4 protein-coding genes are annotated in these 23,879 nt (G+C 45.6%); 2 read left to right on the top strand and 2 right to left on the bottom strand.

Annotation, left to right across the window (positions count from 1 at the left end; genetic code table 11):
- Positions 1-402 precede the first annotated feature (402 nt).
- Positions 403-834 carry a methyltransferase domain-containing protein gene (locus tag H0O22_RS13010; protein WP_221625487.1) on the bottom strand — a complete coding sequence of 144 codons (432 nt, stop codon included), beginning with the start codon at positions 832-834 and terminating at the stop codon, positions 403-405.
- Positions 835-947: 113 nt separating this feature from the next.
- On the bottom strand, positions 948-3,236 hold the full coding sequence (locus tag H0O22_RS13005) for a hypothetical protein (protein WP_185187026.1): 2,289 nt from the start codon (positions 3,234-3,236) through the stop codon (positions 948-950).
- A gap of 37 nt (positions 3,237-3,273) precedes the next feature.
- On the opposite strand from H0O22_RS13005, the gene H0O22_RS13000 reads away from it, so the two are divergent.
- Positions 3,274-4,770, top strand: a complete 1,497-nt coding sequence (locus H0O22_RS13000; protein ID WP_185187025.1) for a tetratricopeptide repeat-containing glycosyltransferase family protein — start codon at positions 3,274-3,276, stop codon at positions 4,768-4,770.
- A gap of 1,136 nt (positions 4,771-5,906) precedes the next feature.
- The gene (locus H0O22_RS12995; protein WP_185187024.1) at positions 5,907-23,813 is read left to right on the top strand and encodes a S8 family serine peptidase; all 17,907 of its coding nucleotides are present in this window, start codon (positions 5,907-5,909) and stop codon (positions 23,811-23,813) included.
- The last annotated feature ends 66 nt before the right edge of the window (positions 23,814-23,879 follow it).

Below are 23,879 nucleotides of genomic sequence, written 5' to 3'. Positions count from 1 at the left end.
ACTAGTCTCGCTGGACTACTCGATGCGACGAGTGCACACGCGTCTATCTGGCTCTATCATGAGTCTCAAGATGGCACGAGAGCGATCAGACTCGATTGCAATACTGTTGATGGCTTTTAATTCAGATTCAGTATATTTTGAAAAGATATTTGCGTAGCAAGGGCAGTAAATAGGACGTTTCCTCTCCGGGATATCAGAATTGGGAGATTCGGTGCACGAATCTGAAACTCCCTTAATAAACGATTCCTTGAAGGTTTGTCGAGACTTTGGGGATGAAGCCGGTTGCTGTGAAAGAAGGTGACCAGCGCCTTGATAAAGCGAAGGCGATGAAAGAGATAAGGGGCTGGTGGCCAAAAAGGCAGCTAGAGCAAGCACAGAAATCAATGACGCGTGGGTTGTGGGTCACTTTACTGCTTCAACATTCAAGCTCATGAGACGACCGTCGATTTTGTCTAAATGAGGCAAATAGGCCTGAGAATAATCGTCAACGCATGAGTGATCCGTGGACCGCCAATCCCAAAGTCGACAGTGAGAAAAACCAGTTTCGAGAAGTGAGGAAGAGAGCAAGTTGTAGTCAAAGATCATTTTGTGAAAATCAGAGGCATCACGCTGACCACCAACAAGCAGACCAATTAGGCCGCTGAGCCCATCTTGGAAACCTTCAGAGATGTAAACTTGAACAATTGATTCAAAATTAGGTACCGACAAACGAAGAATTCCTCCATCCTTAAGCTTGGAAAACCACTCTCGCAGAACATTAGGGAAGGATCTACGGTCAAAATGCTCAAGAACATGACAAGCATAAATAAGATCAACCGATCGGTCGGGAATCATCGGAAGATGTGAGACATCAGCGCAGAAGTCAAGATGTCGATAGTGCGTTGAGTCTATATGTACATAACCAGGGATGAACTTTGAACCGCAACCAAGATGGAGTTTAGTCATTTTTAGGTATTCGAATAAGACGACAGTGCTTCACTGTGCAGTCGTTTAAGAGTGCTGACAAAAGATTCATAGAGGGAGAATGAGTTGCACAGTTCAGAATCTAAGAATTGTCGTCGCATTTGCGACCTAGAATAGGCTTTTTTATTGATATGCTCCGTGAGATTGCCAACAATAGCGAGATACTCGTTTGTTGAGAATGCAACAAGATCAAGACGTCCTAAACCATTCATAATGGAATGAGAGAGGCGACCACCGATCCAGGGTGAACTGAATGCAACAAGTGGAACGCCCATCAATAGAGAGTCAAAGGCGGTTGTACCGCTGGTCAGCGGCAATGTATCCAGTGAAATGTCGATAGAGTTATAAAGGTTCATATGAGACATCCAGGAGTCTTGGTATGGTGCAAATTCGACTCTTGATGGGTCGACCCCAGCTTGAGAGAGAGAAGCGATTATATCGGACTTCCTGGAGTCATCAGTCTCGCGAGGGAGAGAACTCTTGAGAAGCAGAGAGGTTCCAGGAAAAGCTCTTAGGACAGACGACCACAACTCAATGGTCTCTGGAGTTATCTTCATAAAGTTATTAAAGCAGCCGAAACGAATATTAGAGAGCTGAGCATCGTTTATCAGGGGTAAACGTGGGGGTGGAGTAAAGGAAACCCAAGTCCTAGAGAGATTGACCAGCCTCTCAGAGAATTCGCATTGGAACTCCTCTGGCGTAATAATATTATCGCCAATAAAATAGTCAATTGTGGGTAAATAGGTAGAACCATGCACTCCAATGTAATGGGCCTGAACAGGTGCAAGCCTACGATAAAGAAGTAGTTGTCTATTGAACGACATATGGTGGGATGTATCAATAACCACATCCAATTCAAAGTCAAGTATGAGTCGGTGTGCGGCATTATCATCAATATTATAAATCGGAACGAATGCATATACACTGTCTTTAATTGTAGACCATGCCTTTTCGTGGGATCTGTCTCGTGTGGGAAAAACAAAAAAGAGAGTTTTATCAGGGTTAGAACTTAAGAGAAGTGATTCGAGGAAGAAGGAGACTGCGTGATTACCAATCTCAGCGCTGAGGATACCGACACGTAAGGGCCTATTTTCGCAAGAAGAAGGACTATTGAATGAACAGCTTGGCAAAGTTGATAAGGCAGCATGATAAGAATCGACTAGCTTAGAACGTTCCAAGGTAGATGCGACGCGAGTAAAGCTAAGGAAGTAAAGGATAGAGTCCCAGGCATCAAAAGAACGTGGATTGAAGTATATGGATTGTAAAAAGCTCTGAAGTGCGTAAACAGGCTGTGCATTCTTAAAGTAGATTTCTCCTAAAGCTTGTAAGCAGAATGCATTTTGGGGGTCAATCTTACGTGTGAGAATCAAGGTAGAGAGAGCTTGGGGTATATCTCCAAGGTCGCACAGGCATAGTGCCTTATTGATAAGGATTTGAGTATTAGTTGAATCAAGTTTTAAAGCAAGATTGAAGAGTGTTAAAGCTGAATTATTATCGCCTGCTTGACGATTGACAGCAGCTTTAAGGTTAATGAGAGAAACCGATCGAGGATGAACATGGAGACACTTATTAATCCACTTGATACACTCAGGCAATTGCAAGAGCAGTCGTAAGCACTCACCCTTATTGACTAAGTCGGCCTCTTCTGGAGTGGCTGAGTGTGTAATCGAATAATCAAAGCAATATAAGGCACGATTATAGTCACGCGTAAAGGATAAGTGGAAGTAGCCTAAGCGAGAGTATATAGATGGGAGTAGTTCATGTATTGACTTTTCCAAGCTTTCATTAAACACTTGTAATGCCCTTTCAGGGCCTTCGATGGTATAGAGAACTTGAGCATGAAGTAAAAGAATATCAGGATCAAAGGATGATGAGAGTGCACGCTCAAGGTAAGGCAATAAGGATTGAAGACAATCCGTTCGAGTATAAATGGTATACAGGTGATGAAGAGATTCTTGGAGATGAGGTTTATAATAAAGAGAGCGGGTTAGAAATTCTACTGCTTGCTCGTAGTTTGAGGAAAGCAGATTGAGATAACCCTGGTTAGACAAAGCCTCCGGATATGCAGGGTTGTACAGAAGTGCACGGTCTAAGAATAGAGAAGCTTCGTGATGCTGCCCTTTTTTTATGAGTAAGGCGGCCAAGTTTGTGCAAGCAACTGTAAGGCTATCGCAGTTTTCTATGTATTTACGATATTTATCTTCAGCGAAGGAAAACTGACCACTCAAATGATGGGACAGGGCTTCGTGAAATAGGTTTTGATCAGGTGGCATCAACAAAGTGAGGTATGCTGGTCAAATAAACAGCATAATGAGAGACTGGACCGGCGATGAGGCTTCGATGGAAGATCGTATAAAAGCTGCCGAACAAATAAGTTGTAGACTTGTAAACAGCAGAGAGTTTGAGAAATGCATTGCATTCGTGCAATCAAGCATCAAGGATTCGGTAGATAGCTTCACAATAAGGATGAATGAGGTTGCTTGCTATATAAATAGGCAGAATTGGCTTGATGCTGTAAGAACCCTAGATGATGCGCATGAGAAGTATAACTCACATGGACTGACAGAAAGCCAACAGCATTTATCTATAATGTACTACTCATTGGTGGAACAAGAGATAGGAGATGTCGATAAGGCAGAAAAGGCTCTAAGAGAATTAGCATTATTAAAGAAAGAGGATGAGATAGTTCAGTTCAACTATAGTTTATCACTTATCAAAAAGAAGAAATACAGAGAGGCCATAGATAGATTGCTTGAGATAGTTATAAAGAGACCGGAATGGGGAGCGGCTTACTTTTCGGTCGCAAATTGCTATCAAAACTTGGGATTAGATGGTGAAGCAATATTTTGGTATAAACAAGCGTTGAAAAAGAATGATGCACATAATGTACGTCTTAATCTTTCTCTAAGTTTACTGCGGAGTGGGAGATTCGAGGAAGGTTGGCGTGAGTTTGAGAATCGTCCTAGAACATGGAACTTAGATTGGCTAAGATGTAATTGGCATCCAGGAGATGAAATCAGAGGCAAAAGTGTTGCAATAATAACTGATGAGGGGATTGGAGATGCAATAATGTTTATGCCTCTTTTGGCTAAGGTTGTAAAAGATTCTCTAAGGCATGTGGTTTATGCTGATAAAAGGCTGGCAAGCGTTTTCAAGCGATGCATACCAGGCCTCATCATTGAAACCAGGGTAAACGACAATAGATATAAGGAATATGACGTTTTCATGAGGCTAGCAAGCCTTGCTGGTGTTTATTACACTACTAAAGAGGACATAGCACAAAGATCCTCCTATCTAACATGCGATGAGGTTGAAAAGAAAAAGTGGGCGAGGAAGTTAGCAAACTCAAAATGCTTAAGAGTGGGAATAGGATGGCGGGGAGGAGTTGGGAGAGATGCTATTGAGAAGCGATCAGTTCCGCTTATAGAGTGGAAGATCTTAGGCAAAGGATTAAATGTAGAATGGATTTCGTTGCAACATAGACCAGACAGAGATCAGATCAATGCAGCAAATAGCTGCTACAATGTAGATATCAAGGTATTCGAGAAACTTGGTGAAGATATAGAAGAATTAACCGCACTAATAGAAAATCTAGATTTAATTATTACGTGTGAGCAGACTGTGGCCCATATAGCTGGTGCCCTTGGCAAAGAATGCTTGGTGCTTGCGGCAAGTCCACCAGGTTGGCGATATATTGAAGATTTGGATATCGCAACGCATCGTAGAATGCTTTGGTATAAATCGGTGACATTAATCCGTCAGAATGATTGGGCTATATGCGAAAAAAAGATTAAAGCGCTGCAGTAATGGCTTTAAAGCCGAGAGCAACACAACTCTGTTGACGAGTTGGCTATGATGATATACGCTGTGGTTGGGGAGAAGTACTAGCGATGGGCCCTGACAGGCTTTGGGACGCAGATGTGCGGGAATCCAGCCTTGGAAGTCCCTCGGATCATTACAGTAATCATATACCTCTAGTCGGCGAGGTAATATCAGCATCAAGCTCAGCTATAGAGTCTATTGTAGATGAAAGTTATCAGATAGTATGGGAAGAGTCAAAGGATTTGTCAGCTTTTGCTCCAACAGGAGTTGAAGGATTTGATTTGGTTTTAGGGACCAGGCATGAAGATAATCATGTGCGATACAGGGTCGTTGGGGAAGACGAATTAACGCTTCATACCTCTAAGCCAGTATATATTTACAATCAAGTTGAGACCTTTGGCAATACATATGTAGGCAGAAACGAGGAGCATTATAGACTCTGGAACAAGAGTCTTTTCGCAGAAAGTATTGAATTAAAAGCATCCATATTCAAAGAAAGAGAGATCGTCCTCGGCGCAAATGCATCATCGGACGTTGAAGCCACGATATTATCGTATACACCAGCGGAATATGAATACACTTATTCACGGAAGCTGACTAAAGTCGGAAGATCATTAGTAGAGATAGAGACAGTTGAGAGAGAGTTGGTTGAGTCTGAGGCGTACTATTTAACGAGTATAAAAAGCGACAGAACTGATGCAGTCCTCGAAAAGGTAGAGCTAGGTTTCAGCCTGGAAAGTAATGAGATTGCCAAGTGGGAGTTTGCTTCCGATATAGACTTAAATCAAGATGGAGAAATCGGAGAGAATACGAATGTAGTTTTAAATCAGGATGGGATAAAGGTTGAAGTAGGTATTAATACAAATGATTATTACTTGCGTGGCGAAGACAGCAAAACAAGATACATAACATGGGGAGGGCGAGAAGCCGACTCGTCGAAGATTATAGGTGCTGGATACTACGATTCAAATACAGTCCTTGTACTGACAGCAAATAAATACGCGGAATTACCCATGAGCCAAGTGGAAGAAGGACATAAGATTTTGGTACTTAATACAGATGGAAAAGTAAATGGTTATATCAGCCTGGATGAAATTCATCCATTAGCTTTCTGGAATAGATTGAACGATTTCTTTGGTACTAGCTACCTAAGTAATGGGGATAATGAAATAGGTGCTTTTGATCATCAAGCCACTGCCTCTCTTGCCATCTCTGGCGAACCTCTAGAAGGAAATACACTCTCTGCCTCCCTCTCTAACCTCGTTGACCCGGACGGACCAGCCTCTCCCTCTTTCCAATGGCAAAGACTCTCCTCCTCTGGTCAATGGAACAATATCTCCTCCGCTAATTCTTCCTCCTTCCAAATACCTGATGACCAATCACTCGTTGGTTCATCTCTGCGGCTTCACGTTATCTCCACTGACTCTCGCGGTGGACAAACTTCCTTCTTCTCTGATCCTCTAGTCGTTCAAAACTCAAACGACTCACCACAACACAACATCTCCATTCTTGGCAATGCCGTCGAGGGGCAAACTCTCTCCATTGACCTCTCCTCTCTCGTTGATCAGGACGGCATTCCTTCCTCTGGCATTCATTCCCCCTCGATTCAGTGGTTACGCAATAACACTCCCATTGACGGCGCTAACTCCAACTCATACTCTCTCTCTCAAAATGATGTCGATTCCATAATCTCTGCTCAGATCTCCTATCGAGATAACTTCGGCAATAACGAATCCTTCACACTATCAAACCCATCTACAGTCCTTGATTTTGATCATCAAGCCACTGCCTCTCTTGCCATCTCTGGCGAACCTCTAGAAGGAAATACACTCTCTGCCTCCCTCTCTAACCTCGTTGACCCGGACGGACCAGCCTCTCCCTCTTTCCAATGGCAAAGACTCTCCTCCTCTGGTCAATGGAACAATATCTCCTCCGCTAATTCTTCCTCCTTCCAAATACCTGATGACCAATCACTCGTTGGTTCATCTCTGCGGCTTCACGTTATCTCCACTGACTCTCGCGGTGGACAAACTTCCTTCTTCTCTGATCCTCTAGTCGTTCAAAACTCAAACGACTCACCACAACACAACATCTCCATTCTTGGCAATGCCGTCGAGGGGCAAACTCTCTCCATTGACCTCTCCTCTCTCGTTGATCAGGACGGCATTCCTTCCTCTGGCATTCATTCCCCCTCGATTCAGTGGTTACGCAATAACACTCCCATTGACGGCGCTAACTCCAACTCATACTCTCTCTCTCAAAATGATGTCGATTCCATAATCTCTGCTCAGATCTCCTATCGAGATAACTTCGGCAATAACGAATCCTTCACACTATCAAACCCATCTACAGTCCTTGATTTTGATCATCAAGCCACTGCCTCTCTTGCCATCTCTGGCGAACCTCTAGAAGGAAATACACTCTCTGCCTCCCTCTCTAACCTCGTTGACCCGGACGGACCAGCCTCTCCCTCTTTCCAATGGCAAAGACTCTCCTCCTCTGGTCAATGGAACAATATCTCCTCCGCTAATTCTTCCTCCTTCCAAATACCTGATGACCAATCACTCGTTGGTTCATCTCTGCGGCTTCACGTTATCTCCACTGACTCTCGCGGTGGACAAACTTCCTTCTTCTCTGATCCTCTAGTCGTTCAAAACTCAAACGACTCACCACAACACAACATCTCCATTCTTGGCAATGCCGTCGAGGGGCAAACTCTCTCCATTGACCTCTCCTCTCTCGTTGATCAGGACGGCATTCCTTCCTCTGGCATTCATTCCCCCTCGATTCAGTGGTTACGCAATAACACTCCCATTGACGGCGCTAACTCCAACTCATACTCTCTCTCTCAAAATGATGTCGATTCCATAATCTCTGCTCAGATCTCCTATCGAGATAACTTCGGCAATAACGAATCCTTCACACTATCAAACCCATCTACAGTCCTTGATTTTGATCATCAAGCCACTGCCTCTCTTGCCATCTCTGGCGAACCTCTAGAAGGAAATACACTCTCTGCCTCCCTCTCTAACCTCGTTGACCCGGACGGACCAGCCTCTCCCTCTTTCCAATGGCAAAGACTCTCCTCCTCTGGTCAATGGAACAATATCTCCTCCGCTAATTCTTCCTCCTTCCAAATACCTGATGACCAATCACTCGTTGGTTCATCTCTGCGGCTTCACGTTATCTCCACTGACTCTCGCGGTGGACAAACTTCCTTCTTCTCTGATCCTCTAGTCGTTCAAAACTCAAACGACTCACCACAACACAACATCTCCATTCTTGGCAATGCCGTCGAGGGGCAAACTCTCTCCATTGACCTCTCCTCTCTCGTTGATCAGGACGGCATTCCTTCCTCTGGCATTCATTCCCCCTCGATTCAGTGGTTACGCAATAACACTCCCATTGACGGCGCTAACTCCAACTCATACTCTCTCTCTCAAAATGATGTCGATTCCATAATCTCTGCTCAGATCTCCTATCGAGATAACTTCGGCAATAACGAATCCTTCACACTATCAAACCCATCTACAGTCCTTGATTTTGATCATCAAGCCACTGCCTCTCTTGCCATCTCTGGCGAACCTCTAGAAGGAAATACACTCTCTGCCTCCCTCTCTAACCTCGTTGACCCGGACGGACCAGCCTCTCCCTCTTTCCAATGGCAAAGACTCTCCTCCTCTGGTCAATGGAACAATATCTCCTCCGCTAATTCTTCCTCCTTCCAAATACCTGATGACCAATCACTCGTTGGTTCATCTCTGCGGCTTCACGTTATCTCCACTGACTCTCGCGGTGGACAAACTTCCTTCTTCTCTGATCCTCTAGTCGTTCAAAACTCAAACGACTCACCACAACACAACATCTCCATTCTTGGCAATGCCGTCGAGGGGCAAACTCTCTCCATTGACCTCTCCTCTCTCGTTGATCAGGACGGCATTCCTTCCTCTGGCATTCATTCCCCCTCGATTCAGTGGTTACGCAATAACACTCCCATTGACGGCGCTAACTCCAACTCATACTCTCTCTCTCAAAATGATGTCGATTCCATAATCTCTGCTCAGATCTCCTATCGAGATAACTTCGGCAATAACGAATCCTTCACACTATCAAACCCATCTACAGTCCTTGATTTTGATCATCAAGCCACTGCCTCTCTTGCCATCTCTGGCGAACCTCTAGAAGGAAATACACTCTCTGCCTCCCTCTCTAACCTCGTTGACCCGGACGGACCAGCCTCTCCCTCTTTCCAATGGCAAAGACTCTCCTCCTCTGGTCAATGGAACAATATCTCCTCCGCTAATTCTTCCTCCTTCCAAATACCTGATGACCAATCACTCGTTGGTTCATCTCTGCGGCTTCACGTTATCTCCACTGACTCTCGCGGTGGACAAACTTCCTTCTTCTCTGATCCTCTAGTCGTTCAAAACTCAAACGACTCACCACAACACAACATCTCCATTCTTGGCAATGCCGTCGAGGGGCAAACTCTCTCCATTGACCTCTCCTCTCTCGTTGATCAGGACGGCATTCCTTCCTCTGGCATTCATTCCCCCTCGATTCAGTGGTTACGCAATAACACTCCCATTGACGGCGCTAACTCCAACTCATACTCTCTCTCTCAAAATGATGTCGATTCCATAATCTCTGCTCAGATCTCCTATCGAGATAACTTCGGCAATAACGAATCCTTCACACTATCAAACCCATCTACAGTCCTTGATTTTGATCATCAAGCCACTGCCTCTCTTGCCATCTCTGGCGAACCTCTAGAAGGAAATACACTCTCTGCCTCCCTCTCTAACCTCGTTGACCCGGACGGACCAGCCTCTCCCTCTTTCCAATGGCAAAGACTCTCCTCCTCTGGTCAATGGAACAATATCTCCTCCGCTAATTCTTCCTCCTTCCAAATACCTGATGACCAATCACTCGTTGGTTCATCTCTGCGGCTTCACGTTATCTCCACTGACTCTCGCGGTGGACAAACTTCCTTCTTCTCTGATCCTCTAGTCGTTCAAAACTCAAACGACTCACCACAACACAACATCTCCATTCTTGGCAATGCCGTCGAGGGGCAAACTCTCTCCATTGACCTCTCCTCTCTCGTTGATCAGGACGGCATTCCTTCCTCTGGCATTCATTCCCCCTCGATTCAGTGGTTACGCAATAACACTCCCATTGACGGCGCTAACTCCAACTCATACTCTCTCTCTCAAAATGATGTCGATTCCATAATCTCTGCTCAGATCTCCTATCGAGATAACTTCGGCAATAACGAATCCTTCACACTATCAAACCCATCTACAGTCCTTGATTTTGATCATCAAGCCACTGCAGATACAAGAGACAATATAACCGCGTCGACGGATGAACCTTCTCCTGACATCAGCCAATGGGAAGCTGATGGACTATTTCAGGGAACGGTTCGCGGAACCGTTTACATTGAAAGCCTAAACAGCACTGCCGTCGTAAGCCACCTCGAGGAAATTGCACATCTCGAAACCACAAGAAGCCTCGTAAGAGAAGGCAGATCACTCGTAATCAAAGAAGTCACCACCAAGAGCACAATTCAGGAAGAGGCGTTTCTTGTCACATACATTAGGGATGGCGAAGTTTTCGGAAATCCGAATATCAACGCAACAGAAATATCAGACAGGTCAGTACTAGAATCTATTGAAAGCAGTTTAAACATAGATCTAGATGGAGATGGCCGGATACCACAACAACGTATCCAGGATCATCAAGCCACTGCCTCTCTTGCCATCTCTGGCGAACCTCTAGAAGGAAATACACTCTCTGCCTCCCTCTCTAACCTCGTTGACCCGGACGGACCAGCCTCTCCCTCTTTCCAATGGCAAAGACTCTCCTCCTCTGGTCAATGGAACAATATCTCCTCCGCTAATTCTTCCTCCTTCCAAATACCTGATGACCAATCACTCGTTGGTTCATCTCTGCGGCTTCACGTTATCTCCACTGACTCTCGCGGTGGACAAACTTCCTTCTTCTCTGATCCTCTAGTCGTTCAAAACTCAAACGACTCACCACAACACAACATCTCCATTCTTGGCAATGCCGTCGAGGGGCAAACTCTCTCCATTGACCTCTCCTCTCTCGTTGATCAGGACGGCATTCCTTCCTCTGGCATTCATTCCCCCTCGATTCAGTGGTTACGCAATAACACTCCCATTGACGGCGCTAACTCCAACTCATACTCTCTCTCTCAAAATGATGTCGATTCCATAATCTCTGCTCAGATCTCCTATCGAGATAACTTCGGCAATAACGAATCCTTCACACTATCAAACCCATCTACAGTCCTTGATTTTGATCATCAAGCCACTGCCTCTCTTGCCATCTCTGGCGAACCTCTAGAAGGAAATACACTCTCTGCCTCCCTCTCTAACCTCGTTGACCCGGACGGACCAGCCTCTCCCTCTTTCCAATGGCAAAGACTCTCCTCCTCTGGTCAATGGAACAATATCTCCTCCGCTAATTCTTCCTCCTTCCAAATACCTGATGACCAATCACTCGTTGGTTCATCTCTGCGGCTTCACGTTATCTCCACTGACTCTCGCGGTGGACAAACTTCCTTCTTCTCTGATCCTCTAGTCGTTCAAAACTCAAACGACTCACCACAACACAACATCTCCATTCTTGGCAATGCCGTCGAGGGGCAAACTCTCTCCATTGACCTCTCCTCTCTCGTTGATCAGGACGGCATTCCTTCCTCTGGCATTCATTCCCCCTCGATTCAGTGGTTACGCAATAACACTCCCATTGACGGCGCTAACTCCAACTCATACTCTCTCTCTCAAAATGATGTCGATTCCATAATCTCTGCTCAGATCTCCTATCGAGATAACTTCGGCAATAACGAATCCTTCACACTATCAAACCCATCTACAGTCCTTGATTTTGATCATCAAGCCACTGCCTCTCTTGCCATCTCTGGCGAACCTCTAGAAGGAAATACACTCTCTGCCTCCCTCTCTAACCTCGTTGACCCGGACGGACCAGCCTCTCCCTCTTTCCAATGGCAAAGACTCTCCTCCTCTGGTCAATGGAACAATATCTCCTCCGCTAATTCTTCCTCCTTCCAAATACCTGATGACCAATCACTCGTTGGTTCATCTCTGCGGCTTCACGTTATCTCCACTGACTCTCGCGGTGGACAAACTTCCTTCTTCTCTGATCCTCTAGTCGTTCAAAACTCAAACGACTCACCACAACACAACATCTCCATTCTTGGCAATGCCGTCGAGGGGCAAACTCTCTCCATTGACCTCTCCTCTCTCGTTGATCAGGACGGCATTCCTTCCTCTGGCATTCATTCCCCCTCGATTCAGTGGTTACGCAATAACACTCCCATTGACGGCGCTAACTCCAACTCATACTCTCTCTCTCAAAATGATGTCGATTCCATAATCTCTGCTCAGATCTCCTATCGAGATAACTTCGGCAATAACGAATCCTTCACACTATCAAACCCATCTACAGTCCTTGATTTTGATCATCAAGCCACTGCCTCTCTTGCCATCTCTGGCGAACCTCTAGAAGGAAATACACTCTCTGCCTCCCTCTCTAACCTCGTTGACCCGGACGGACCAGCCTCTCCCTCTTTCCAATGGCAAAGACTCTCCTCCTCTGGTCAATGGAACAATATCTCCTCCGCTAATTCTTCCTCCTTCCAAATACCTGATGACCAATCACTCGTTGGTTCATCTCTGCGGCTTCACGTTATCTCCACTGACTCTCGCGGTGGACAAACTTCCTTCTTCTCTGATCCTCTAGTCGTTCAAAACTCAAACGACTCACCACAACACAACATCTCCATTCTTGGCAATGCCGTCGAGGGGCAAACTCTCTCCATTGACCTCTCCTCTCTCGTTGATCAGGACGGCATTCCTTCCTCTGGCATTCATTCCCCCTCGATTCAGTGGTTACGCAATAACACTCCCATTGACGGCGCTAACTCCAACTCATACTCTCTCTCTCAAAATGATGTCGATTCCATAATCTCTGCTCAGATCTCCTATCGAGATAACTTCGGCAATAACGAATCCTTCACACTATCAAACCCATCTACAGTCCTTGATTTTGATCATCAAGCCACTGCCTCTCTTGCCATCTCTGGCGAACCTCTAGAAGGAAATACACTCTCTGCCTCCCTCTCTAACCTCGTTGACCCGGACGGACCAGCCTCTCCCTCTTTCCAATGGCAAAGACTCTCCTCCTCTGGTCAATGGAACAATATCTCCTCCGCTAATTCTTCCTCCTTCCAAATACCTGATGACCAATCACTCGTTGGTTCATCTCTGCGGCTTCACGTTATCTCCACTGACTCTCGCGGTGGACAAACTTCCTTCTTCTCTGATCCTCTAGTCGTTCAAAACTCAAACGACTCACCACAACACAACATCTCCATTCTTGGCAATGCCGTCGAGGGGCAAACTCTCTCCATTGACCTCTCCTCTCTCGTTGATCAGGACGGCATTCCTTCCTCTGGCATTCATTCCCCCTCGATTCAGTGGTTACGCAATAACACTCCCATTGACGGCGCTAACTCCAACTCATACTCTCTCTCTCAAAATGATGTCGATTCCATAATCTCTGCTCAGATCTCCTATCGAGATAACTTCGGCAATAACGAATCCTTCACACTATCAAACCCATCTACAGTCCTTGATTTTGATCATCAAGCCACTGCCTCTCTTGCCATCTCTGGCGAACCTCTAGAAGGAAATACACTCTCTGCCTCCCTCTCTAACCTCGTTGACCCGGACGGACCAGCCTCTCCCTCTTTCCAATGGCAAAGACTCTCCTCCTCTGGTCAATGGAACAATATCTCCTCCGCTAATTCTTCCTCCTTCCAAATACCTGATGACCAATCACTCGTTGGTTCATCTCTGCGGCTTCACGTTATCTCCACTGACTCTCGCGGTGGACAAACTTCCTTCTTCTCTGATCCTCTAGTCGTTCAAAACTCAAACGACTCACCACAACACAACATCTCCATTCTTGGCAATGCCGTCGAGGGGCAAACTCTCTCCATTGACCTCTCCTCTCTCGTTGATCAGGACGGCATTCCTTCCTCTGGCATTCATTCCCCCTCGATTCAGTGGTTACGCAATAACACTCCCATTGACGGCGCTAACTCCAACTCATACTCTCTCTCTCAAAATGATGTCGATTCCATAATCTCTGCTCAGATCTCCTATCGAGATAACTTCGGCAATAACGAATCCTTCACACTATCAAACCCATCTACAGTCCTTGATTTTGATCATCAAGCCACTGCAGATACAAGAGACAATATAACCGCGTCGACGGATGAACCTTCTCCTGACATCAGCCAATGGGAAGCTGATGGACTATTTCAGGGAACGGTTCGCGGAACCGTTTACATTGAAAGCCTAAACAGCACTGCCGTCGTAAGCCACCTCGAGGAAATTGCACATCTCGAAACCACAAGAAGCCTCGTAAGAGAAGGCAGATCACTCGTAATCAAAGAAGTCACCACCAAGAGCACAATTCAGGAAGAGGCGTTTCTTGTCACATACATTAGGGATGGCGAAGTTTTCGGAAATCCGAATATCAACGCAACAGAAATATCAGACAGGTCAGTACTAGAATCTATTGAAAGCAGTTTAAACATAGATCTAGATGGAGATGGCCGGATACCACAACAACGTATCCAGGATCATCAAGCCACTGCCTCTCTTGCCATCTCTGGCGAACCTCTAGAAGGAAATACACTCTCTGCCTCCCTCTCTAACCTCGTTGACCCGGACGGACCAGCCTCTCCCTCTTTCCAATGGCAAAGACTCTCCTCCTCTGGTCAATGGAACAATATCTCCTCCGCTAATTCTTCCTCCTTCCAAATACCTGATGACCAATCACTCGTTGGTTCATCTCTGCGGCTTCACGTTATCTCCACTGACTCTCGCGGTGGACAAACTTCCTTCTTCTCTGATCCTCTAGTCGTTCAAAACTCAAACGACTCACCACAACACAACATCTCCATTCTTGGCAATGCCGTCGAGGGGCAAACTCTCTCCATTGACCTCTCCTCTCTCGTTGATCAGGACGGCATTCCTTCCTCTGGCATTCATTCCCCCTCGATTCAGTGGTTACGCAATAACACTCCCATTGACGGCGCTAACTCCAACTCATACTCTCTCTCTCAAAATGATGTCGATTCCATAATCTCTGCTCAGATCTCCTATCGAGATAACTTCGGCAATAACGAATCCTTCACACTATCAAACCCATCTACAGTCCTTGATTTTGATCATCAAGCCACTGCCTCTCTTGCCATCTCTGGCGAACCTCTAGAAGGAAATACACTCTCTGCCTCCCTCTCTAACCTCGTTGACCCGGACGGACCAGCCTCTCCCTCTTTCCAATGGCAAAGACTCTCCTCCTCTGGTCAATGGAACAATATCTCCTCCGCTAATTCTTCCTCCTTCCAAATACCTGATGACCAATCACTCGTTGGTTCATCTCTGCGGCTTCACGTTATCTCCACTGACTCTCGCGGTGGACAAACTTCCTTCTTCTCTGATCCTCTAGTCGTTCAAAACTCAAACGACTCACCACAACACAACATCTCCATTCTTGGCAATGCCGTCGAGGGGCAAACTCTCTCCATTGACCTCTCCTCTCTCGTTGATCAGGACGGCATTCCTTCCTCTGGCATTCATTCCCCCTCGATTCAGTGGTTACGCAATAACACTCCCATTGACGGCGCTAACTCCAACTCATACTCTCTCTCTCAAAATGATGTCGATTCCATAATCTCTGCTCAGATCTCCTATCGAGATAACTTCGGCAATAACGAATCCTTCACACTATCAAACCCATCTACAGTCCTTGATTTTGATCATCAAGCCACTGCCTCTCTTGCCATCTCTGGCGAACCTCTAGAAGGAAATACACTCTCTGCCTCCCTCTCTAACCTCGTTGACCCGGACGGACCAGCCTCTCCCTCTTTCCAATGGCAAAGACTCTCCTCCTCTGGTCAATGGAACAATATCTCCTCCGCTAATTCTTCCTCCTTCCAAATACCTGATGACCAATCACTCGTTGGTTCATCTCTGCGGCTTCACGTTATCTCCACTGACTCTCGCGGTGGACAAACTTCCTTCTTCTCTGATCCTCTAGTCGTTCAAAACTCAAACGACTCACCACAACACAACATCTCCATTCTTGGCAATGCCGTCGAGGGGCAAACTCTCTCCATTGACCTCTCCTCTCTCGTTGATCAGGACGGCATTCCTTCCTCTGGCATTCATTCCCCCTCGATTCAGTGGTTACGCAATAACACTCCCATTGACGGCGCTAACTCCAACTCATACTCTCTCTCTCAAAATGATGTCGATTCCATAATCTCTGCTCAGATCTCCTATCGAGATAACTTCGGCAATAACGAATCCTTCACACTATCAAACCCATCTACAGTCCTTGATTTTGATCATCAAGCCACTGCCTCTCTTGCCATCTCTGGCGAACCTCTAGAAGGAAATACACTCTCTGCCTCCCTCTCTAACCTCGTTGACCCGGACGGACCAGCCTCTCCCTCTTTCCAATGGCAAAGACTCTCCTCCTCTGGTCAATGGAACAATATCTCCTCCGCTAATTCTTCCTCCTTCCAAATACCTGATGACCAATCACTCGTTGGTTCATCTCTGCGGCTTCACGTTATCTCCACTGACTCTCGCGGTGGACAAACTTCCTTCTTCTCTGATCCTCTAGTCGTTCAAAACTCAAACGACTCACCACAACACAACATCTCCATTCTTGGCAATGCCGTCGAGGGGCAAACTCTCTCCATTGACCTCTCCTCTCTCGTTGATCAGGACGGCATTCCTTCCTCTGGCATTCATTCCCCCTCGATTCAGTGGTTACGCAATAACACTCCCATTGACGGCGCTAACTCCAACTCATACTCTCTCTCTCAAAATGATGTCGATTCCATAATCTCTGCTCAGATCTCCTATCGAGATAACTTCGGCAATAACGAATCCTTCACACTATCAAACCCATCTACAGTCCTTGATTTTGATCATCAAGCCACTGCCTCTCTTGCCATCTCTGGCGAACCTCTAGAAGGAAATACACTCTCTGCCTCCCTCTCTAACCTCGTTGACCCGGACGGACCAGCCTCTCCCTCTTTCCAATGGCAAAGACTCTCCTCCTCTGGTCAATGGAACAATATCTCCTCCGCTAATTCTTCCTCCTTCCAAATACCTGATGACCAATCACTCGTTGGTTCATCTCTGCGGCTTCACGTTATCTCCACTGACTCTCGCGGTGGACAAACTTCCTTCTTCTCTGATCCTCTAGTCGTTCAAAACTCAAACGACTCACCACAACACAACATCTCCATTCTTGGCAATGCCGTCGAGGGGCAAACTCTCTCCATTGACCTCTCCTCTCTCGTTGATCAGGACGGCATTCCTTCCTCTGGCATTCATTCCCCCTCGATTCAGTGGTTACGCAATAACACTCCCATTGACGGCGCTAACTCCAACTCATACTCTCTCTCTCAAAATGATGTCGATTCCATAATCTCTGCTCAGATCTCCTATCGAGATAACTTCGGCAATAACGAATCCTTCACACTATCAAACCCATCTACAGTCCTTGATTTTGATCATCAAGCCACTGCCTCTCTTGCCATCTCTGGCGAACCTCTAGAAGGAAATACACTCTCTGCCTCCCTCTCTAACCTCGTTGACCCGGACGGACCAGCCTCTCCCTCTTTCCAATGGCAAAGACTCTCCTCCTCTGGTCAATGGAACAATATCTCCTCCGCTAATTCTTCCTCCTTCCAAATACCTGATGACCAATCACTCGTTGGTTCATCTCTGCGGCTTCACGTTATCTCCACTGACTCTCGCGGTGGACAAACTTCCTTCTTCTCTGATCCTCTAGTCGTTCAAAACTCAAACGACTCACCACAACACAACATCTCCATTCTTGGCAATGCCGTCGAGGGGCAAACTCTCTCCATTGACCTCTCCTCTCTCGTTGATCAGGACGGCATTCCTTCCTCTGGCATTCATTCCCCCTCGATTCAGTGGTTACGCAATAACACTCCCATTGACGGCGCTAACTCCAACTCATACTCTCTCTCTCAAAATGATGTCGATTCCATAATCTCTGCTCAGATCTCCTATCGAGATAACTTCGGCAATAACGAATCCTTCACACTATCAAACCCATCTACAGTCCTTGATTTTGATCATCAAGCCACTGCCTCTCTTGCCATCTCTGGCGAACCTCTAGAAGGAAATACACTCTCTGCCTCCCTCTCTAACCTCGTTGACCCGGACGGACCAGCCTCTCCCTCTTTCCAATGGCAAAGACTCTCCTCCTCTGGTCAATGGAACAATATCTCCTCCGCTAATTCTTCCTCCTTCCAAATACCTGATGACCAATCACTCGTTGGTTCATCTCTGCGGCTTCACGTTATCTCCACTGACTCTCGCGGTGGACAAACTTCCTTCTTCTCTGATCCTCTAGTCGTTCAAAACTCAAACGACTCACCACAACACAACATCTCCATTCTTGGCAATGCCGTCGAGGGGCAAACTCTCTCCATTGACCTCTCCTCTCTCGTTGATCAGGACGGCATTCCTTCCTCTGGCATTCATTCCCCCTCGATTCAGTGGTTACGCAATAACACTCCCATTGACGGCGCTAACTCCAACTCATACTCTCTCTCTCAAAATGATGTCGATTCCATAATCTCTGCTCAGATCTCCTATCGAGATAACTTCGGCAATAACGAATCCTTCACACTATCAAACCCATCTACAGTCCTTGATTTTGATCATCAAGCCACTGCCTCTCTTGCCATCTCTGGCGAACCTCTAGAAGGAAATACACTCTCTGCCTCCCTCTCTAACCTCGTTGACCCGGACGGACCAGCCTCTCCCTCTTTCCAATGGCAAAGACTCTCCTCCTCTGGTCAATGGAACAATATCTCCTCCGCTAATTCTTCCTCCTTCCAAATACCTGATGACCAATCACTCGTTGGTTCATCTCTGCGGCTTCACGTTATCTCCACTGACTCTCGCGGTGGACAAACTTCCTTCTTCTCTGATCCTCTAGTCGTTCAAAACTCAAACGACTCACCACAACACAACATCTCCATTCTTGGCAATGCCGTCGAGGGGCAAACTCTCTCCATTGACCTCTCCTCTCTCGTTGATCAGGACGGCATTCCTTCCTCTGGCATTCATTCCCCCTCGATTCAGTGGTTACGCAATAACACTCCCATTGACGGCGCTAACTCCAACTCATACTCTCTCTCTCAAAATGATGTCGATTCCATAATCTCTGCTCAGATCTCCTATCGAGATAACTTCGGCAATAACGAATCCTTCACACTATCAAACCCATCTACAGTCCTTGATTTTGATCATCAAGCCACTGCCTCTCTTGCCATCTCTGGCGAACCTCTAGAAGGAAATACACTCTCTGCCTCCCTCTCTAACCTCGTTGACCCGGACGGACCAGCCTCTCCCTCTTTCCAATGGCAAAGACTCTCCTCCTCTGGTCAATGGAACAATATCTCCTCCGCTAATTCTTCCTCCTTCCAAATACCTGATGACCAATCACTCGTTGGTTCATCTCTGCGGCTTCACGTTATCTCCACTGACTCTCGCGGTGGACAAACTTCCTTCTTCTCTGATCCTCTAGTCGTTCAAAACTCAAACGACTCACCACAACACAACATCTCCATTCTTGGCAATGCCGTCGAGGGGCAAACTCTCTCCATTGACCTCTCCTCTCTCGTTGATCAGGACGGCATTCCTTCCTCTGGCATTCATTCCCCCTCGATTCAGTGGTTACGCAATAACACTCCCATTGACGGCGCTAACTCCAACTCATACTCTCTCTCTCAAAATGATGTCGATTCCATAATCTCTGCTCAGGTTTCATATATAGATCTGAATGGAACCAGCGAGCTTTTCAGGCTCTACAGCACAAATAAAGTCCTGAGCAAGGAAGTCGATATAAACGGCGACGTCACTTTAAATATCTCAGGAGATGATAGATTTGTAATCAATGATTCAATAGAACTAAGGCAGGGACAGCAATACATTTCACCACTTCAGTCACTAGCTGCAGGATGGACGGCTACTACAGCGATAAAAAGCACATATGACGACCACTTCTTAGTTGCATGGCGGAGCAATCTAGAAGAAAACTTGCTTTACAGGTTCAATCAGTATGGAGAAAGGATGTGGTCAAGCTCAATACTAAATGATCAGGATATTGAAGACTACGAAGGGTACTTCAATCGAGATTTAAATAAGAATGGAGTCATAGCAGAAGATCTAGAAATCATTGAGAATATGGGTGAATCAAGTTTACTCAATGGATCGAGTGGTTTCTACATTAACACGCCCGAAGTCCGGTTAAGCAATATTTCCGAAGCCAGTTTGGCTTTATACCAGCCATTTGGCGTTGAAATGTCCGCTGAAGGCGATTATTACGACATTCTTTTTGGTAATCCCGAGAGGGAGCAGGTAGCAATATTAACAGTAGATTTGTCCGGAAGAGCAATATCTTCAACCGGATTTTTGGATGCTGAGGAAGTTGAGAAGAAAGAAGAGTTCTTCAAGCAGGACATAAATCGAGATGGAAAGATAGTAATTACTCACAATGGAAGTGATGCTAGCGAGTCCTTTTATGGCACTAGATGGGACGACGTATTCACCGCTTCAGGCGGCAGTGATGATTACTTCAATACGGAAGGTTATGACACCATTGACTATCGAGAGTTTGAACAGTCTATTTCTCTTACAAAGGACTGGAAGATCGTCAAAGGCGGCACTAATACAGATCGCTTTATAGGTGGCATAGAATCTATCAGCGGCAATATTTTATTCGACAATATAATAGACTTCAGAGGCAGTACGGATAGTACAATTGTGTATGATGACAAGTTGGGCCGACTATCGATAGTTAATTTAGCCGAGGGATCTAGTAGTTCCATATCTGTTCTTGGATTTAATACTGTCTACGGCTCACGTGGTGGGGATACAATCACTTCAAATGGAGACTTGACAATCAATACAGGTGCAGGAAATGACTTGGTTAATGCAGCAGACGGAGACAAGATAGACGCAGGCGATGGCGATGACACCCTTGTCCTCAAAGGTTCTTTAGAAGACTACACTTTCGAAGCTAACAACCTAATCGTTAACAACTCAACCGAGCGTAGAATAAATGCGATTGGATTTGAAAAGGTAATATTTACAGATAGCAACCTAGCTATGCCATGGCCGTCAAATATCTACAAGGATGAGGCTGGCAATACACATGGTGATGGTCTTGCACTCGAAATACAGGGTTCAGAGGTTACAGAGTATCTGGGTCCACTTGATACTATTGATTTTTTCAAAATACGAGTAGATTCTTTTGGAGATGTTCTTGTTAGGCTGGGCGGATATAGCGCAGATCTACAGGTCACTATTTTCGATGCAGATAAAGAAAAAATAAATACTCTTACTTTTAATGATGAAGATTTAGACGAAGAGGCGAGGCTAGGAGCACTAAACGCAGGTGACTACTTTATTTCAGTTGAGCTGATTGATAAAAGGCTTAGTACAACATATAAGCTAGCGCTTAGCATTGAAGAAACATCTGATATTGTGCCGGACAATGCTTCAACAAAGAATCCTGTTGAAGTGGAGACAGAGCTAAGAGGAACGCTTGATTATCTAGGGGATCGTGATTGGTACAAAGTTGAGTTCAGCGAAAATCAGACATATAAGATAAGCCTAAACGGCATCACACTTGAGGATCCATATTTACGACTTAGAGATAGCCAAGGGCAGCTTATCTCATATAATGACGATATTCAACTTGGGGTCGTCCGCGACAGCCGCCTTTACTATACCTCTAGTATTACGGACGAGTATTTTATTGACATAGGATCGTTTGACGACTCGTTTGTAGGCGAATATAGCCTTTTGATTGACACAATCGATGATGATATTACTAATTTCCCTGAAGATGCAATAGATTTAACTTATAGGAATAACGCAGAAGGGAGGATCGATTGGAATGGAGACCGTGACATGTTCAAGCTTGCGGTGTCTACGGGTAAATCATATGAAATTAGACTCAATGGAATAAGCCTAGAAGATCCACATCTTTATTTGGTTGATAAGGATGGAGAAGTGCTCACCAGTAACGATAATTCTTGGGCAACCTCAACGAAAGATTCTAGGCTAGTAATTGAAGCAGAGTCCGACCAGGTAGTTTATTTTGCCGCAAGTTCACATGATGATATGTTTGAAGGTGAGTACAGCATTTCTTACTCTGTTCTAGAAAACGATATTAATGCCTCCAAATCAACAGATAGATACCTAGAAGAAGGAGGCAAAGATCATAGCTCACTTTCATTCATAAACGACAAAGACTGGTTTAAAGTCCATCTAGAAGAGGGGAATGGCTACGAATTCTGGATGAATGGGTTATCCCTGGAAGATCCTTATATGTATCTCTACGATAAGAATGGGGCTTGGATAGCAAGTAACGATGACATTGTACTTGGAAGAGAGCGTGATTCTAAGTTTATTTATCGTGCATTGTATTCAGGTGAATACTATTTAGAGGCAAATAGCTGGGAAAATCGTTTTACTGGTGATTATGAGATAGGGTACAGTTCGGTTATTGACGACAGTGGTCAGACACCAGACTCTGCACGTAATCTGAATGTTGATAATAGCATCAACGGCAATCTCGAGTCTCTTGGAGACTCGGATTGGTTCAATGTACAACTTCGGGAGGGCTATACATATGATTTCTCGAGTAATGGTATTACTTGTGAAGACACATATTTGTATCTACGCGCAGAAGATGGCCGACTACTATCGCAGAATGATGATATTTTGCTGGGCCAATTGCGTGACTCGCAATTCTCATATACCGCAGAGTATTCCGGCGACTACTACATAGAAGTCAGAAGCTGGGACAATCGCTACACGGGCACGTACAACTTAGCGGTAAAAGATATATCTTTGCTATCTGATGCAGAAGCTAATCCGGCGAGTAATTCTAATCAAGTATCATTTTCTATTGTTGACAACTTTTCAACAGTAGACGGATATGGTACGGTTAACGCTGAGTATGCTTCAGAGTTTTTAACTGGGATATCTCTTGATACAAGAGCAAATCTAGCTGGTAATCATTGGAATCTGGACCTCTTGGGTGCTCCAAGCGTCTGGGCTGGATCGGAGAATTTAAACGGCAGCAGCGGAAAAGATATTGTTGTTGCGGTGATTGATACAGGTGTTGATCTAGATCATCCGGAATTCTCAGGACGGTTGGTTGAAGGTTTTGATTTTGTAGATATGGACGACAGTCCTGATGATTTAAATGGACATGGAACTCACGTTGCAGGAATAATTGCTGGTGCTGATGACGGACAGGGTGTTTGGGGAGTGGCACCGTCTTCACTCATCATGCCAATACGAGTTCTTGATGAAAATGGAGCTGGTATCAACACAGATATTGCTTCGGGTATACGTTGGGCCACAGATCATGGAGCTGATGTAATTAATCTCTCACTCGCGGGGGGCGGTTCTACTGAAATATTTAGTGCAGTGAAGTACGCACATGAGCAGAATGTTGTGATTGTTATGGGATCTGGAAATAACGGTTTCGATTCACCTTTGAAGCCGGCAGCCTATGCGAGTGATTACGGAATAGCTGTCGGGGCTATCGATCGAAACAAAGAGTTTGCTAGCTGGTCCAATAAGGCAGGTGAAACAACCATCAATTACGTAACTGCTCCAGGGGTAGAAATTTATTCTTCTTACAAGGACAGTAGCTATGAAGTCTGGAGCGGCACTTCAATGGCAACTCCGCACGTTGCAGGTCTCGCAGCACTCTTGCTCGGTCTTGATTCAGACCTGACAAATGAGCAAGTTGAAGATGTCATTACTGCTACAAGTTCAAATAGGATTGGTATTGATTCAATTACGGGTATGCCCATGCTGTAAGTATTTACAATAAAATCAAACCTTAGAGAAGGGTATCAAATCGAGTGCTTGATACGCTCAAAATCA

Source organism: Synechococcus sp. LTW-R, from assembly GCF_014217875.1.
In the GTDB taxonomy this organism is placed as follows: Bacteria; Cyanobacteriota; Cyanobacteriia; order PCC-6307; family Cyanobiaceae; genus Vulcanococcus.
Note: the sequence above shows the minus strand (reverse complement) of the source record. Positions and strands in the feature narration are given on the sequence as shown.